The sequence below is a fragment of the Acidocella sp. genome (assembly GCF_035535915.1).
Taxonomy (GTDB): Bacteria; Pseudomonadota; Alphaproteobacteria; order Acetobacterales; family Acetobacteraceae; genus Acidocella.
On sequence record NZ_DATLPB010000006.1, the window covers coordinates 1 to 16,009 of the forward strand.

The following is a 16,009-nucleotide window of genomic DNA, read 5'->3' on the forward strand; positions in this document are numbered from 1 at the left end:
CGCCAGCGCCACGGCGGCCGTGCGCCCCTCCACGCCGAGCTTGGGGTAGATCTGCTCCAGATGCTTGTTCACGGTGCGGTGGCTCACCTCGAGGATCTGCCCGATATCGCGGTTGGATTTGCCGCGCGCCAGCCAGAGCAGGACCTCCGTCTCCCGGCGGGTCAGTTTCATGCGCGCGTGCAGCCGGTCGAGATCCCGGTCCTGGTTCAGCGCCACCAGACGCAGCAGATATTCATCCGGCCCGAGCGCGCCGACCAAGGAGAATTCCACCCGCGCCTCCTGCGCGGCCTCGCCGGGCGCCGCAACGATGCTTTCGGGGACGGGCTTGGCGCCCGCCACATGCGCCTTGAGCCAGGTGACGATGTCCGGCGGCAGATGTTCGGGCGCCGCAAACCCGCTGAGGAGCCGCGCGGCCTGCGTGGTGCGCCAGCGCACTTTGCCTTCATCATCCACCGCCAGCAGATAGCGGCCGGTGGCATCCATCGCCTGCTGCGCGCTGCGGGTAAGCCGGGCATTGGCAAGATGCACCTTGACCCGCGCGATCACCTCGGTCGGGGCGACGGGCTTGGTCACGTAATCGACCCCGCCCGCCTGCAAGCCTTGCACAATGTCGTCCGTCTCCGAGAGGCCGGTCATGAAAATCACCGGCACCAGGGCCAGGCCGGGGCGCTGCTTGAGACGCCGGCAGGTCTCGAACCCGTCAATGCCCGGCATCACGGCATCCAGCAGAATCACATCCGGCGTCACCTGGGTGAGCAGCATCAGCGCCATTTCGCCCTGCAAGGCGACCAGCACGTCGAAGCCCGCCGGCTCGAACGCCTCGATCAGCAGGTTCAACATGGCCGGCTGGTCGTCGATGATCAGGATCGTGGGACGCGCCATCGTGTCAGTTCACTTCCATCGCCAGCCGGTCGAGGGTCCCGCAAAGCTCCGGCAGTTGCAAGGCGGCCGTCATGTCCAGCAATGACGCGGCGAGGCCGGCCGCCTCCGGCGCCTCCACGGCGACGCGGCCGAGCGTCTCCCGCAATTCCCGCACGAAGCCGATCCGCGCCGCCGCGCGCAACTGCCCCAGATAAGGCTGGATGGCGGTGCGCGCCGCTTCGTCGCTGGCGGCCGGGCCCGGTTTGGCCGCTTGTGTGGCCGGCCCGTAGCGCCAGGTCAGCGCCAACAGCCGGCCGATGCCGGCGAGCAGCCCGGCCATGTCGATCGGCTTGGCCATCGCCATGTCATAGGGCACCGTGCCCCCCTTCGGCTTCTTGATCTCCGGCACATGCGCCGAGAGCATGATGATCGGCGTGTCGGCGTGGGCCCCGGCGCGGAGCTGGCGCGCCACCTCCAGCCCATCCGGCGCCGCGCTGCCCAAAGGGGGCACGCCAAAAGAAAGCATGGAAATATCGAGCAGAAACAAATCGACCTCGCGCCCGGCGGCCAGGCGCAGGCAGCTTGGCCCGTCCGGGGCGATGACGAGGTCGAAGCCGAGCGGCGAGAGCATATCGATCAGCAGCCCGCGATGCAGGGCATTATCCTCGGCCGCGAGAATGGTGCGCCGCCGCCCGTCATACCCCACGATCGGCCGTGACGCCGCCGGCGCCGGCGCCCGCGCCGCGGCGGGAATGCGCAGCTGCACGCGGAAAATGCTGCCGACGCCCGGCTTGCTCTCGACCGTGATGCGGCCGCCGAGAATTTCCACCAGCAGCTTGGTGATGGTGAGGCCAAGGCCGATGCCCGGGGCCGGCGTGGCGGCGGCACGCTCGAACGGTTCGAAAATCCGTTCCAGATGCTCCGGCGCAATGCCGGGCCCGGTATCGGTGATCTCAAACTCCATCACCTCGCCGGGCAACCGGACGAGAAACCCGATCTCGCCATGCTCGGTGAATTTCAACGCGTTGGAGAGCAGGTTGATCAAAATCTGCCGCAGCCGCGTTTCGTCGGTGACCACGCTCGGCGGCAGGTTGGGCGGGTATTGCACACGGAAATGAATGCCTTTGGCCGCCGCCTGCACCCGGAACATGCCGGCGATCTGGTCGAGGAAATCCGCGAACCGGATCTCCTTGCGCTCGATTTCGATGCGCCCCGCCTCGATTTTGGAAATATCCATCAGCCCCTCGATGAGGCCATGCAGATGCTCCCCGCTGCGGCGGATGATGCGGATCGCCTCGCGCCGCGCTTCGGGAACCGACGGGTCGAGCTCCAGAAGCTGGGCATAGCCGAGCACGGCGTTCAACGGCGTGCGCAGCTCATGGCTGACGCCCACCACGAAACGCGTCTTTGCCAGATTGGCGGCCTCGGCGACCTGGCGCGCGCGGGCCAGCTTGGCATCGGTCTTGCGGTGCGCGTCGATCTCCTCGAGCAGCAGGCGCGTCTGCCGGCTGCGCTCCTCCTCGGCGGCGGCGCCGGAATCGCGTGCCAGAACCTGCAACCAGGCGAATACGCCGGCGATCAGCATCAGGCAGAAAAACACCCGCCACAGCGCCCCGGCCAGCGCATTGCCGGAACTCTGGAAGCTGTTCGCCTGCCAGTACACGGTGAGCAGAACGACACCGATGGCCAGCAACGAGAAACCGAACACAAACATGAAGCGCAGCAAAAGCGGGTCGAGCCGCCGGCGGAAGCCGGCCGGCAGGCAGGCTTTCAAGGTTGCGGTCAACTGCACGCTGTAGCGGGCATGGGGTTTGCACGCATCGAGGCAGCGCGATTCCAACGTGCAACAGAGCGAGCAGATCGGTGCCGCATAAGCCGGGCAAAAGGCGACGTCCGGCGCTTCGAATTCATTGCCGCAGACGCCGCATTGCAGCGCAAGCCGCCCCGCCCAGGTGCGGCGCGGCTTGCGCGCCAGATAGAAGCGGCCCCTGGTGGTGGCGGCGAGCAGCGGCACCGCGATGAACGCCGCGAACAGCGCCAGGAACGGCGCGAAGGCGTGCACCGCCGGCCCCGCGAAGCCGGCTTTCGCGAGTAGCCCGACAAGCACCGCGCACGCCATGCCACCCGTGCCGACCGGGTTGATATCGTACAAATGGGCGCGCTTGAACTCGATCTCCGCGCGGCCGAAGCCCAGGCTTTTCACCAGCACCAGATCGGCGCAAATGGCGCCGACCCAGGCGCAGGCGAGGATGGAATAAAGCGTGAGGATCGGCTCGATGGCGCGGTAGATGCCGAGCTCCATGAGCAGCAGGGCGATCGCGACATTGAACACGAGCCAGACCACCCGCCCCGGATGGCGGTGCGTGAGACGCGAGAAGAAATTCGACCAGGCGATGGAGCCGGCATAGGCGTTGGTGACGTTGATCTTGGTCTGCGCCACCGTGATTAGCGCGGCCATCGCGAGCACCGCCAGCGCCGGGCTCGTGAACATGCCATAGGCGACGTGATACATGGTGGCGGGCTGCGCCGCCGCGGTGGCGGAAAGCCCGGCCTCCACCGCCAGCACGGTGAAGACCGAGCCGGCCAGCATTTTCACCATACCCGGCAGCACCCACCCCGGGCCGGCGCTCAACAGCGCCGCCCACCAGCCGAACCGCCGGCCCGGGGCGGCAGGTTTGAGAAAGCGCAGATAATCGACCTGCTCGCCGACCTGGGCGATCAGCGCCGACAGCACCGAGGCGCAGGTGCCGAAGGCGAGCCAGGAAAACCCGGGCGGCGCGGCAGCCCCCCGATAATGCCGCCACCCGTGCAACAGGCCCGGATGCAGCAGCAGAAACAGGATGGGCAAAAAATTCAGGAACAGCCAGAGCGGCTGCGTCCACCTCTGGAAGCGGCTGATGAAGGTCACGCCATAAGCGACCAGCGGGATGACCGCGAGGGCACTGCAAATATAGCCGAGCCACAGCGGCAGGCCAAACACCGCATGCAGCATGCCGGCGAAAATCGTCGCCTCGATGGCGAAGAAGATGAAGGTGAAGGTGGCATAGATCAGCGAGGTGACCGTGGAGCCGATATAGCCGAAACCGGCGGCGCGGGTGAGCAGGTCGATATCCACCCCATGCCGGACCGCGAAATAAGCGATCGGCGCCGAAACCAAGGCGATGAGCAGACCGACCGCGACGATCGCGCAGACCGCGTTGACCGTGCCGTATTGCAAGGTCATGGAGCCGCCGATCGCCTCCAGCGCCAGGAACGAGGTGGCACCGAACGCGGTATGGACGATGCGCGCGGTCGAGAATTTGCGTGCGCCCGCCGCCGTATAGCGCAGCGCGTAATCCTCCATCGTCTCGTTGGCCACAAGCTGATTATACGAGCGCCGGACCGCGAGCACCCGTTGCTGTAATGCCATTCCACCCCGCATTTTCTCGAGGCGTCACATCCCTGAACGCCTCGAAATTAACCGATTTGCCGATATTTGCCACCCCTGAACCGGCAAACCGCGCAAGGGAATACGCAATCCGCCGTATTCCGCCGGCTGGCCGGATTTCCCACCCTGGTTCGGATGCCCCCGCCCCGCGCGGGCAAGGCGGGCAGATGTTAGCAACCTTTGGCTGTTGGAGGTCCGTTCGTGACAGAGACTCTGATCAAGGTCGATCTATCGAAATCGCCGTTGGAAAACGATATGATCCACAACCGGTGGCATCCCGACATCCCCATGGTGGCGAAGGTGAAGCCGGGCGATGATTTCATTCTCCAGTGCTATGACTGGACCGGCGGGTTCATCAAAAACAACGACAGCGCCGACGATGTGCGCGACGTGGATCTGTCCACCGTGCACTACCTCTCCGGCCCGGTCGAGGTCGAAGGCGCCGAGCCGGGCGACCTGCTGGTGGTCGATTTCCTCGATATCGGCGTGCTGCCGGGCAACGAATGGGGTTTCAACGGCTTTTTCTCGAAAAATAACGGCGGCGGGTTCCTCACCGATTATTTTCCCGCGGCGCAGAAATCGATCTGGGACATCAAGGGCATGTTCACCTCCTCCCGGCATATTCCGGGGGTGAGCTTTGCCGGGCTGATCCATCCCGGGCTGATCGGCTGCCTGCCGGACGCGAAAATGCTCAGCGATTGGAACCGCCGCGAGGCGGCGCTGATCGCCACCAACCCGACCCGCGTCCCGGGCCTGGCCAACCCGCCTTTCGCCGCCACCGCGCATATGGGCCGCATGGCGGGCGAAGCCCGCAATGACGCCGCCGCGACCGGCGCGCGCACCGTGCCGCCGCGCGAACATGGCGGCAATTGCGACATCAAGGATCTCTCGCGCGGCGCGCGGGTGTATTTCCCGGTTTACGTGAAGGGCGCCGGGCTGTCGGTGGGCGACCTCCATTTCAGCCAGGGCGACGGCGAGATCACCTTTTGCGGCGCCATCGAGATGCCGGGCTTCATCCATCTCGGCATCCATTCGCTCATCAAGGGCGGCATGGCGAAATACGGCATCAAAAACCCGATTTTCAAACCCAGCCCGATCAAACCCAACTACCAGGACTATCTGATTTTCGAAGGCATCTCCGTCGACGATTCCGGCACGCAGCATTATCTGGACATGTTCACAGCCTATCAGCAGGCCTGCCTGAACGCGATCAACTACCTCAAGAAATTCGGCTATTCCGGCGCCCAGGCCTATTCGATCCTCGGCACCGCGCCGGTGCAGGGGCATCTTTCGGGCATCGTCGACGTGCCGAACGCCTGCGCCACGCTGTATCTGCCCACGGAAATCTTCGAATTCGATATCAACCCCGGAGCGGACGGGCCGAAACCCTTCAACATGAACGGGGTCGACATGCCGCTCTCGCCGGACCTGTAAGGAACGCCATGCCGATCTACGATTATCTCTGCGCGCGCTGCGGCCCGTTCACGGAAATGACGCCGATGGAAAATTATGCCGACGACGCCGCCTGCCCGGAGTGCGGCGCCGGGGCACCGAGAGCTTTGCTCTCGGTTCCCCATTTTTCCGCCCGCGGCTCAAACCGCTTCAAGGCCCATGCGATCAACGAAAAGAACGCGCATGCGCCGGAAACCAGCGCACGCACCGGGCGCCACCCGCCCGGCTGCGGCTGCTGCAGCACGCCGCGCCGGAGCAAGGCAAAGCCCGAGGCCGCGAAAAGCTTTCCGGGCACCAGGCCTTGGATGATCAGTCACTAAGAAAGCAAGCAGCCGCTTTTTAAAAAAAGCGGCGCAAAAATTTTTTTTATGCTGGGCCATGGGCGTTGTCGGCGACAAAGCCCGTGGCCCAGAGTCATAAAGTTTTTTTGCTACTTTTTGTTCACAAAAAGTAGCGCTTACTTTCTATCATTCAGCCGCGTATGGCAGACCCTCGATCGGGCATTCCGCCGTGCCGACGCTGCCACGGGTGATGGCTTCGACCTTCGCGCGCGTCCCTTCCGGGTCGGTCACCCATTCCTTGTAGAAATCGAACGGGCAGACGGCGAGGCCGGGCAGATTTTCGCGCGAATTGATCATGCCCGTATAGCCGCGATGCAGCAGCTTGAAGAGATGATTCTGCGACTGCATGTTGCGGCGCGCATCGCGAATCAAGGATTTCGACAGTGCCGCGTATTGGATGCCGTATTCCTCCTCGCCGCATTCGCCCATCGTGCGGCCGTCGAAGCCGATGATCGCGGAATGGCCGAAATAGGAATACACGCCGTCGAACCCGGCGGCGTTCGCCACCGCGACATAGACATTGTTGGCCCAGGCCATGGATTTCGCCATGATCACCTGCTGGTCCTTGGCCGGGTACATGTAGCCCTGGCAACGCACGATCAGCTCCGCGCCCTTCATCGCGCAGTCGCGCCAGATTTCCGGGTAGTTGCCGTCATCGCAAATGATCAGGCTGATCTTCATGCCCTTGGGGCCTTCGGAAACGTACGTGCAGCCGCCGGGATACCAACCTTCAACCGGCACCCAGGGGAGGATTTTCCGGTATTTCTGGACGATCTCGCCTTTGTCGTTGATCAGCACCAGCGTGTTGTAGGGCACCTTATGCGGATGTTCCTCGTGCCGCTCGCCGGTGAGAGAAAACACGCCCCACACTTTGGCCTCGCGGCAGGCGGCGGAGAAAATCTCCGTCTCTTCGCCGGGAATGACGGAGGCGGTCTCCATCATCTCGTCACGGTCATACATGATGCCGTGCGTGGAATATTCGGGGAAGACCACAAGATCCATCCCCGGAAGGCCCTGCTTCATGCCTTTCAGCATCTCGGCGATTTTCCGCGCATTGGCGAGCACTTCGGCGCGGTTATGCAGACGCGGCATCTTATAATTCACGACGGCGACGCCGACCGTGTCATGGCTGGAGGAAATATCTCCGTGCAGCATTATTCACTCCTGAAAATAACCTGTTGAAGAACGCCGGAGACACAAGGTCTCCGGCGATGAAAAGATCAGACCGTCGGCGTACCGTAGCTGAGCACGGGCGAAGCGTGCGGCTTCTTGCACTCATCATGGCAGGCGGAATCCAGCGAGCAGCAAAGCGAGCAGATACTGCCTTTATGGAAGGGGCAGCCCGCCATGTCATGCGTCTCGTATTCGAAGCCGCAGGATACGCAGGTCATCGCGCTGTGCTGAACGCCGGCATGATACGCCGGATCGCGGGCGATGTAGTATTTGCCCTTGGTGATGATGGCGACGATCGGCGACAGCACGAACGACACGCCGAGCGCGATGAAGGCGGAATAGGCCGCCGCATAGGCGCCGAACAAGCCGAAGAAAGCGAGCACCGAGATGAGGGAAGCCACCATCATCGAGCCGAAGCCGACCGGGTTGAAATTATAAAGGTGCGCGCGCTTGAACTCGACATAAGAGGGGCTGAGCTTGAGCAGCGGCTTGTTGATGACGAGATCCGCGGTCACGGCACCGATCCAGGCCACGGCGACGTTGGAATAGAAGCCGAGAATATGGCCCAGCACGGAGAACATGTTCAGTTCCATCAAGGTCAGCGAAATGCCGACATTGAAGAAGATGTAGACCACGCGGCCGGGATGCGCGTGCAGAAGACGGGAGAAGAAATTCGACCAGGAGAGCGAGCCCGAATAGGCGTTGGTCACGTTGATCTTGATCTGCGAGAGAATCACGAAGAACGTCGCGACCGATACCGCGGCCATGCCGCCGCCCAGTATGTAGGTGAAGCCGGTATGATACATCTGGATCGGCTCGTTGGCTTTCGCCAGCGGCGTGCCGTGGGTGAAGGCAAGCGACGCGAAGAACGAGCCCATCAGCTGCTTCGTCGCCCCCAAAATCACCCAGCCCGGCCCGGCGCCGAGCACGGCCAGCCACCAGCCCAACGAGCTTTTTTTGGTCTTGTCCGGCATGAAGCGCAGATAGTCCGCCTGCTCGCCGATCTGCGCGATCAACGACAACGCGATGCCGGCTGCGGAGCCGAACAGCAGCGGGTTGAAGGAGGAACCGCTGGAGGAGGACCCCGCGAAATGCGTCCAGTCGGAAATCGCGTGCGGGTCGGTCGCCAATACCGCGATCGGCGGTGCGAACAGCAAGGTGAGCCAGATCGGCTGCGTCCAGACCTGCAGCTTCGAGAGCAGCGTCATGCCGAACGCGACCAGGGGAATGATCATCAGCGAACCGATGGCGTAGCCGATCGGCAGCGGAATGCCGAAATACAGATTGAAGGCCTGCGCCATGATCGAGCCTTCAAGCGCGAAGAAGATGAAGGTGAACGAGGCGTAAATGACCGACGTGATGGTCGAGCCGAGATAGCCGAAACCGGCGCCGCGCGTCAGCAGATCGACGTCGACATTATATTTCGCGCAATAATAGGCGATGGGAATTCCGGTGAGAAAGATGATGGTTGCGGCGGCAAGAATGCCGTAGAACGCATTCTCGAAGCCGAACTGCACGGCCAGGGAGCCGCCGATCGCCTGGTCAGCGAGATAGGCGATGCCACCGAGTGCCGCCGAGAACACGGCATATTGCGACCAGTTTCGAAAGCTCTTGGGCGCGTAGCGCAGCGAGTAGTCCTCAAAAACCGGGTTCGAAACGAGCTTGTTGAATTTTCGTCGCGAAGCGCCGGCGCCGGCGCGGTCGTTCACTGTTGTCGACATACACAACCTCCTTAGGGCGGCGCCTGCGCGCCATTGCGGTTTCCGTGGCCTGAACTGGCATTCCTTCGTGCCTGTCATGAAGCCATAAGCCGCACGCGGTGCGTATGGGCATTTGTCCGGTGCCTATGCGTCATTTCGCGTATGGAAAATCCGCGCATTTTCGGCGCATGCCCCCGGCGTGAAGGCTCCCGGGAAATTTGCCGCTGCCATGTTTTCTTGTATGGTCGCTTCATGAATTTCGGTCCTCCGCTGACGACCAGGGAAACACCGGCGCAACGCGCGCAAGGCGAACTGATCCTGGGCTTCAAGCGCCTCGGCGCCGTGACAAAAATTGACACGCTGTTTCAGCAGGGCGCGCTCAAGGCCCGCCTGCCCCGCCCCCAGGATCCCACGCTCTGCGAAGCAGTGACGCTGAACATTTCCGGCGGCGTGGCCGGGGGCGATGCGCTGGACACCATGGTGACCTTGGCACCGGGGGCGCAACTGGCCCTGGCCTCGCAAGCGGCGGAACGGATTTACCGCACGCCGGGTCCCGCCGCGCGGATCCGCACCAGGCTCATTGTTCAGGAAGGCGCCCGGCTGGATTACCTGCCGCAGGAAACGATCCTGTTCGACCGCTTCGCGCTCGACCGTGAATTGGACATCGATCTGCAGGGCGATGCGGAATTTGTCGGTGTGGAGACGTTGCTGTTCGGCCGGCAGGCCATGGGCGAGATTGTTCAGTCCGGTTCCCTGCGCGACCGGATTCGCCTCCGCCATGATGGACGCCTGGTGTTTCAGGACGCCACACGGCTGGAGGGCGGGATCGCCGCGCAATTGCAGCGCCGCACGGTGGCCGATGGCGCGCGCGCCGTCGCCGGGCTGATCATCGCCGGGCCCGAAGCCGCGCACAAGCTCGATTCGTTGCGCGCCGTGCTCAACGCAGCACCCGGCATTGTCGCCGGGGCCTCCGCCTTCGACAACATGATTTTCGCCCGCCTACTTGCACCGGACGGCGCTTCGTTGCGACAATGCCTGATCTCGGCGCTGGAAGCATGCCGGGAGCGCCGCAAATTACCGCGTGTCTGGCAGGGATAGACAGAAATGGGACAGGACCAAGCATGAATCTGACGCCGCGCGAGAAGGACAAATTACTGATCGCCATGGCCGCGATGGTAGCGCGCCGCCGGTTGGAGCGTGGCGTCAAGCTCAATCTCCCGGAAGCGATCGCGCTGATCAGCGACTTCGTCGTCGAAGGTGCGCGCGACGGCAAGCGCGTGGCCGAGCTGATGGCTGCAGGCGCGCATGTGCTCACCCGCGACCAGGTGATGGCGGGAGTGCCCGAGATGATCCATGACGTGCAGGTCGAGGCGACCTTTCCTGACGGCACCAAGCTCGTCACCGTGCATGAGCCGATCCGATGATCCCCGGCGAGATTCTGACCGATGACGGCGAGATCGAGCTGAATGCGGGCCTGCCGCGTTTGAGGCTGACGGTCGCCAATACCGGCGACCGGCCGATCCAGGTCGGCAGCCATTATCATTTCGCCGAAACCAACGCGGCGCTCGCGTTCGACCGCGACAAGGCACACGGAAAAAGGCTGGACATCGCGGCCGGCACGGCGATCCGCTTCGAGCCCGGGCAGAGCCGCGAGGTCACTCTGGTCCCGCTGCGCGGCTTGCGCCGCATCATCGGGTTTCGCGGCCTGACCATGGGGGAGGCAAACTAATGGCGACCATCACCCGCCACGCTTATGCGCATATGTTCGGCCCCACGGTGGGCGACCGCGTGCGCCTCGCCGACACCGAGCTGTTCATCGAGGTCGAGCGGGATTTCACGCTGTACGGCGAGGAAGTAAAATTCGGCGGCGGCAAGGTGATCCGCGACGGCATGGGCCAATCGCAGCGCACCAACGCGGAAGGCGCGATGGACACGGTGATCACCAACGCGCTGATCGTCGACCATTGGGGCATCGTGAAGGCCGATATCGGCATTTCCGGCGGCCGGGTGCGCAAGATCGGCAAGGCCGGCAACCCGGACACCCAACCGGGCGTGGACATCGTGATCGGCCCGGGCACCGAGATCATCGCCGGGGAAGGCAAAATCCTCACCGCGGGCGGCATCGACGCGCATATCCATTTCATCTGCCCGCAGCAGATCGAGGAGGCGCTTGCCTCCGGCATCACCACCATGGTCGGCGGCGGCACCGGCCCGGCCACAGGCACGGCCGCCACGACCTGCACGCCGGGGCCATTCCATCTCGCCCGCATGCTGCAGGCGGCGGAGGCGTTTCCGGTCAATCTCGCCTTCACCGGCAAAGGCAATGCCAGCCGCCCCGCCGCGCTCGAGGAAATGATCCGTGCCGGCGCGTCGTCGTTAAAACTGCATGAGGATTGGGGCACCACGCCGGCCGCCATCGATTGCTGTCTGTCCGTGGCGGACCAATTCGACGTGCAGGTGATGCTGCATTCCGACACGCTGAACGAAAGCGGCTTTGTCGAAGACACGATCGCCGCGTTCAAGGGCCGTACCATTCACGCCTTCCATACCGAGGGCGCCGGCGGCGGCCACGCTCCGGACATCATCCGCGTTGCCGGGCTGCCTAACGTGCTGCCGAGCTCCACCAACCCCACGCGGCCCTATACGGTGAACACGCTGGACGAGCATCTCGACATGCTGATGGTGTGCCACCATCTGGACGCGTCGATTCCCGAAGACATCGCCTTCGCCGAAAGCCGCATCCGCAAGGAAACCATCGCCGCCGAAGACATTCTGCACGATCTCGGCGCGCTTTCGATGATCTCTTCCGACAGCCAGGCGATGGGCCGCGTCGGCGAGGTGATCATTCGTTGCTGGCAGACCGCGCATAAAATGAAAGTGCAGCGCGGGGCCCTCCCCGGCGACGGGCGTGCCGACAACAACCGGGTGAAACGCTACATCGCCAAATACACGATCAACCCCGCCATCGCGCAGGGCATGGCCACGCATATCGGCTCGGTCGAGGAAGGCAAGCTCGCGGACCTGGTGCTGTGGTCGCCCGCCTTTTTCGGCGTCAAGCCGGACATGGTGCTGAAATCAGGCTCGATCGCCATGGCGGCGATGGGCGATGCCAACGCCTCCATCCCCACGCCGCAGCCGGTGCATTACCGGCCGATGTTCGGCGCCTATGGGCGGGCGCTGGTGGAATCATCCCTGCTGTTCGTCTCTGGCGCGGCGCTCGATGCCGATCTCGGCAAATCCCTCGGCCTCACGCGCCCGCTGGTCGCGGTCAGCAACACGCGCAGCCGGATCTCGAAAAAATCCATGATCCATAACGATGCCACGCCGCATATCGAGGTCGACCCGGAAACCTATGAAGTGCGTGCCGACGGCGCGCTTCTGGTGTGCGAACCGGCGGAAATTCTGCCGATGGCGCAGCGTTATTTCCTGTTCTGATGCGCCGCGCGCGGAAAATTCTCCCTTCCGGTGCGTGGTCGGGCACGGCTGCGCTTTCGGTGACGCTGGATTTCGACCGGCGCTATCGCCGCCGCCTGCGCTTCAGCACAGATCAGGGCACGGAAATTCTGCTGGACCTGCCTGAGGCAATCCATATCCGCGACGGCGACGCGCTGCTCCTGGAAGATGGCGCGCTGGTGGCGGTTCACGCCGCGCCCGAACAGCTGCTGGAAATCTCCGCCCCCGCCCCGGATCTTTTGATCCGCCTCGCCTGGCATCTCGGCAACCGGCACCTCTCGGCACAGTTCCTGCCCGGCGCCATACGCATTCTCGACGATCACGTGATCGCCGACATGGTGCGCGGCCTCGGCGGCACCGCGGCGCCAATCACCGCGCCGTTCGATCCGGAGCCCGGCGCCTATCATGGCTGATCTGCCACTCCTGCGCCTGCTCACCTGGCTCTCGCCCGCCTTTCCCACCGGCGGCTTCGCTTATTCGCACGGGCTGGAATGGGCGGTGGAAGCCGGCCATGTGCATGACGAGGCAAGCCTAAGCGCCTGGATGGACGACACGCTGCGCCTCGGCGCGCTATGGTCCGATGTGATTCTGCTCCGCCTCGCGCATCGCGGCGAGGATGTGGCGGCGCTGGGCATGGCACTGTGCGCCACGGCGGAGCGGCGGCTGGAGAGCAGCGCACAGGGCGCGGCCTTCGCGCTCGCCGCCGCACCCTGGCCCGGCCCGGACTGGAACGAGGAGCCCCTGCCCTATGCCGTCGCGGTGGGGCAACTCGCCGCCGCGCATGGCGTGGCGGAAGACGACACCGCGCTCGCCTTCCTGCACGCCGCCAGCGCCAACATGGTCTCCGCCGCCATCCGCCTCATCCCGCTCGGCCAGACGGCGGGCTTGCGGGTCCAGGCCGCCCTGGAGCCGACCCTCCTGGACGTTGCGCAAGCCAGCGCCACTTCCGGCCCGGATGATCTGGGCGGCGCCTGCTGGGTGTCCGACATCGCCGCCATGCGACACGAAACACAATATACGAGGTTATTCCGCTCATGAGTCACAACGGACCTTTGCGCGTCGGCGTCGGCGGCCCTGTCGGCACCGGCAAAACCGCGCTGATGGACGCGCTCTGCAAAATCTTCCGCGACAAACTCGAGATCGCGGCGATCACCAACGACATCTACACCAAAGAGGATGCCGAATTCCTCACCCGCGCCGGCTCGCTGCCGCCGGAGCGGATTCTCGGCATCGAAACCGGCGGTTGCCCGCACACCGCCATCCGCGAGGATGCCAGCATCAACCTCGCCGGCGTCGCGCAATTGTGCAAAAAATTTCCCGGCCTGGAGCTGCTGCTGATCGAAAGCGGCGGCGACAATCTGGCCGCGACCTTCTCACCCGAACTCGCGGACATCACCATCTACGTCATCGACGTGTCGGCCGGCGACAAAATCCCCCGCAAGGGCGGCCCTGGCATCACCAAGAGCGATCTTCTGGTGATCAACAAAATCGACCTCGCCCCGCTGGTCGGCGCCAGCCTGGAGGTGATGGACCGGGACGCCAAACGCATGCGCGGCGACCGGCCGTTCATTTTCGCCAACGTGAAGGCGGGGCAAGGCACGCAGGAGATCGCCGCGTTTATCGCCAAGGCCGGAGGACTAAAGGAAGCAGCCGCTTTTTGAAAAAAGCGGCGCAAAAACTTTTATTTACGCTGGGCCATGGGCGTTGGCGGCGGTACAGCCCCTGACCCAGCATAACAAAGTTTTTTTGCTACTTTTTGTTCACAAAAAGTAGCGCTTTTCTTGCCTTCACTTAGCTATGCAGCCCCGGCGCTTCCTGCCCGGTACGGGCGACATATTCCGTGTAGCCGCCATCATAGTCGTGAAGCCCATCCGGGGTGAGTTCCAACACGCGGTTAGAGAGCACGGAGAGAAAATGCCGGTCGTGGGAGACGAACAGCATCGTGCCTTCATAGGCTGAGAGCGCGGTGATGAGCATTTCCTTCGTCGCCAGGTCGAGATGGTTGGTCGGCTCGTCAAGGACCAGGAAATTCGGCGGGTCGAAGAGCATCAGCGCCATCACTAGGCGCGCTTTCTCGCCGCCGGAGAGCACACGGCAGCGCTTCTCCACCTCGTCGCCCGAAAAGCCGAACGCGCCGGCCAGCGTGCGCAGCACGCCCTGGCCCGCATGCGGGAAAGTGGCGTCGAGCGTCTCGAACACCGTGGCGTCGCCGTCCAGCAGATCCATGGCGTGCTGTGCGAAATAGCCCATTTTCACGCTGCCGCCGAGTGTTACCGTGCCGGCATCCGGCGCTGTGGTGCCCGTCACCAGCTTCAGCAACGTGGACTTACCCGCGCCGTTCACGCCCAGCACGCAGCAGCGTTCCTTGCGGCGGATCAGCAGGTCCAGCCCGTCATAGATCACCTTCGTGCCATAACGCTTGGAAACGCCGCGTAGATTCGCCACATCGTCCCCTGAGCGCGGGGCCGGGCGGAACTCGAATTCGATGGTCTGGCGGCGCTTGGGCGGCTCCACGCGGTCGATCTTGTCCAGCTTCTTCACCCGGCTCTGCACCTGCGCCGCATGAGAGGCTCGGGCCTTGAAGCGCTCGATGAAGGCGAGTTCCTTGGCCAGCATCGCCTGTTGGCGTTCGAACTGCGCCTGCTGTTGCTTTTCGTTCAGCGCGCTCTGGCGGGCGTAGAATTCATAATCGCCGGAGAAGCTGGTGAGGTTGCCGGCGTCAATTTCGATCACCTTGTTGATCACGCGGTTCATGAATTCGCGGTCGTGCGAGGTCATCAGCAGCGCGCCGTCATAGTTGGCGAGAAACTGTTCCAGCCAGATCAGGCTTTCGAGGTCGAGATGGTTGCTGGGCTCGTCCAGCAACATGCCATCGGGCTGCATCACCAGGATGCGGGCGAGCGCCACGCGCATCTTCCAGCCGCCGGAAAGCAGGCCGACATCGCTGTCCATCCGCTCCTGGCTGAAGCTCAGGCCAGCGAGCACCTCGCGCGCCCGGGCATCCAGGGCATAGCCATCCAGTTCCTCGAAGCGGTGCTGCACGTCGCCGTAACGCTCCACCAGGGCATCCATGTCCGCGGCCCGGTCCGGATCGACCATCGCGGCCTCGAGCTGGGCCATTTCAGCGGCCAGCGCGCTGGCCGGGCCCACGCCGTCCATCACCGCCGCGACGGCGCTTTGGCCCGACATTTCGCCGACATCCTGGCTGAAATAGCCGATCGTCATGCCGGTCTCGATCGTCACCTGGCCATCATCGGGCTGGTCCTGGCCTGCGATCATGCGGAAAAGCGTCGACTTGCCGGCGCCATTGGGTCCGACAAGGCCGACCTTTTCGCCTTTTTGGATGCCCATCGAGGCGTCGATGAACAGAAGCTGGTGGCCATTCTGCTTGCTGATGTTGTCGAGGCGGATCATGGGGCTGTGCTGATGGAAGAGTTTGTTTCGGTGTTTTCGTCGCCGCTCGCTTTAGGCTCGCGGCGTTCGCGGCTCAAATCGATCGTCGCGCTACGCTGCCGCTAGCGACGGATCGATTTGACCGGCAGCCTTGCTGCCGGTCGCCGCTCCCCTCTCACTCCCACTCGATGGTTCCCGGCGGCTTTGAC

14 protein-coding genes are annotated in these 16,009 nt (G+C 63.8%); 9 read left to right on the forward strand and 5 right to left on the reverse strand.

The genetic code is table 11. The features are described 5' to 3' along the window. Both VNC39_RS00685 and VNC39_RS00690 read right to left on the reverse strand, forming a co-directional pair. On the reverse strand, positions 1-882 hold an 882-nt coding region (locus tag VNC39_RS00685), incomplete at its 3' end, for a DNA-binding response regulator (protein WP_325395170.1). 4 nt (positions 883-886) lie between these two features. After that, positions 887-4,270 carry an ATP-binding protein gene (locus VNC39_RS00690; protein WP_325395172.1) on the reverse strand — a complete coding sequence of 1,128 codons (3,384 nt, stop codon included), beginning with the start codon at positions 4,268-4,270 and terminating at the stop codon, positions 887-889. A 219-nt stretch (positions 4,271-4,489) separates the two neighbouring features. Between VNC39_RS00690 and fmdA the strand changes: the two genes are divergently transcribed. Beyond that, positions 4,490-5,722: a formamidase gene (fmdA, locus tag VNC39_RS00695; RefSeq protein ID WP_325395174.1), complete on the forward strand. Its 1,233-nt coding sequence runs from the start codon at positions 4,490-4,492 to the stop codon at positions 5,720-5,722. Between the two features lie 8 nt (positions 5,723-5,730). Then, positions 5,731-6,060, forward strand: coding sequence for an FmdB family zinc ribbon protein (locus VNC39_RS00700; protein ID WP_325395176.1), 330 nt, complete (start codon positions 5,731-5,733; stop codon positions 6,058-6,060). 147 nt (positions 6,061-6,207) lie between these two features. Here the strand turns inward: VNC39_RS00700 and VNC39_RS00705 are convergent, their stop codons facing one another. Both VNC39_RS00705 and VNC39_RS00710 read right to left on the reverse strand, forming a co-directional pair. Beyond that, complete coding sequence (locus VNC39_RS00705; RefSeq protein ID WP_325395178.1) at positions 6,208-7,236, reverse strand: aliphatic amidase; 1,029 nt, start codon at positions 7,234-7,236, stop codon at positions 6,208-6,210. A 65-nt stretch (positions 7,237-7,301) separates the two neighbouring features. Further along, positions 7,302-8,975, reverse strand: a complete 1,674-nt coding sequence (locus VNC39_RS00710) for a purine-cytosine permease family protein (protein WP_325395180.1) — start codon at positions 8,973-8,975, stop codon at positions 7,302-7,304. A gap of 231 nt (positions 8,976-9,206) precedes the next feature. Here VNC39_RS00710 and VNC39_RS00715 point away from each other — a divergent pair, with 231 nt between their 5' ends. The 7 genes from VNC39_RS00715 to ureG are packed head-to-tail and all read left to right on the forward strand — an operon-like array spanning position 9,207 to position 14,068. Continuing rightward, positions 9,207-10,052, forward strand: a complete 846-nt coding sequence (locus VNC39_RS00715; RefSeq protein ID WP_325395182.1) for an urease accessory protein UreD — start codon at positions 9,207-9,209, stop codon at positions 10,050-10,052. Positions 10,053-10,075: 23 nt separating this feature from the next. Beyond that, entirely contained in the window at positions 10,076-10,378 is a 303-nt protein-coding gene (locus VNC39_RS00720) for an urease subunit gamma (protein WP_325395184.1), read from the forward strand. Next, a complete protein-coding gene (locus VNC39_RS00725; RefSeq protein WP_325395186.1) occupies positions 10,375-10,683 on the forward strand; it encodes an urease subunit beta in 309 nt (102 codons plus the stop codon). Before VNC39_RS00720 ends, VNC39_RS00725 begins: the two co-directional genes overlap by 4 nt. Then, the gene (gene ureC / locus VNC39_RS00730; RefSeq protein ID WP_325395188.1) at positions 10,683-12,389 is read left to right on the forward strand and encodes an urease subunit alpha; all 1,707 of its coding nucleotides are present in this window, start codon (positions 10,683-10,685) and stop codon (positions 12,387-12,389) included. The genes VNC39_RS00725 and ureC overlap by 1 nt, the downstream gene beginning before the upstream one ends. Beyond that, on the forward strand, positions 12,389-12,820 hold the full coding sequence (locus VNC39_RS00735) for an urease accessory protein UreE (protein ID WP_325395190.1): 432 nt from the start codon (positions 12,389-12,391) through the stop codon (positions 12,818-12,820). Before ureC ends, VNC39_RS00735 begins: the two co-directional genes overlap by 1 nt. Further along, complete coding sequence (locus VNC39_RS00740; protein ID WP_325395192.1) at positions 12,813-13,445, forward strand: urease accessory protein UreF; 633 nt, start codon at positions 12,813-12,815, stop codon at positions 13,443-13,445. Before VNC39_RS00735 ends, VNC39_RS00740 begins: the two co-directional genes overlap by 8 nt. Next, complete coding sequence (gene ureG / locus VNC39_RS00745; RefSeq protein ID WP_325395194.1) at positions 13,442-14,068, forward strand: urease accessory protein UreG; 627 nt, start codon at positions 13,442-13,444, stop codon at positions 14,066-14,068. The genes VNC39_RS00740 and ureG overlap by 4 nt, the downstream gene beginning before the upstream one ends. 130 nt (positions 14,069-14,198) lie before the next feature. On the opposite strand, the gene VNC39_RS00750 is transcribed toward ureG, so the two are convergent. Next, positions 14,199-15,821 (reverse strand): ABC-F family ATP-binding cassette domain-containing protein, encoded by a 1,623-nt coding sequence (locus VNC39_RS00750; protein ID WP_325395196.1) that lies wholly within the window; start codon positions 15,819-15,821, stop codon positions 14,199-14,201. Positions 15,822-16,009 lie beyond the last annotated feature (188 nt).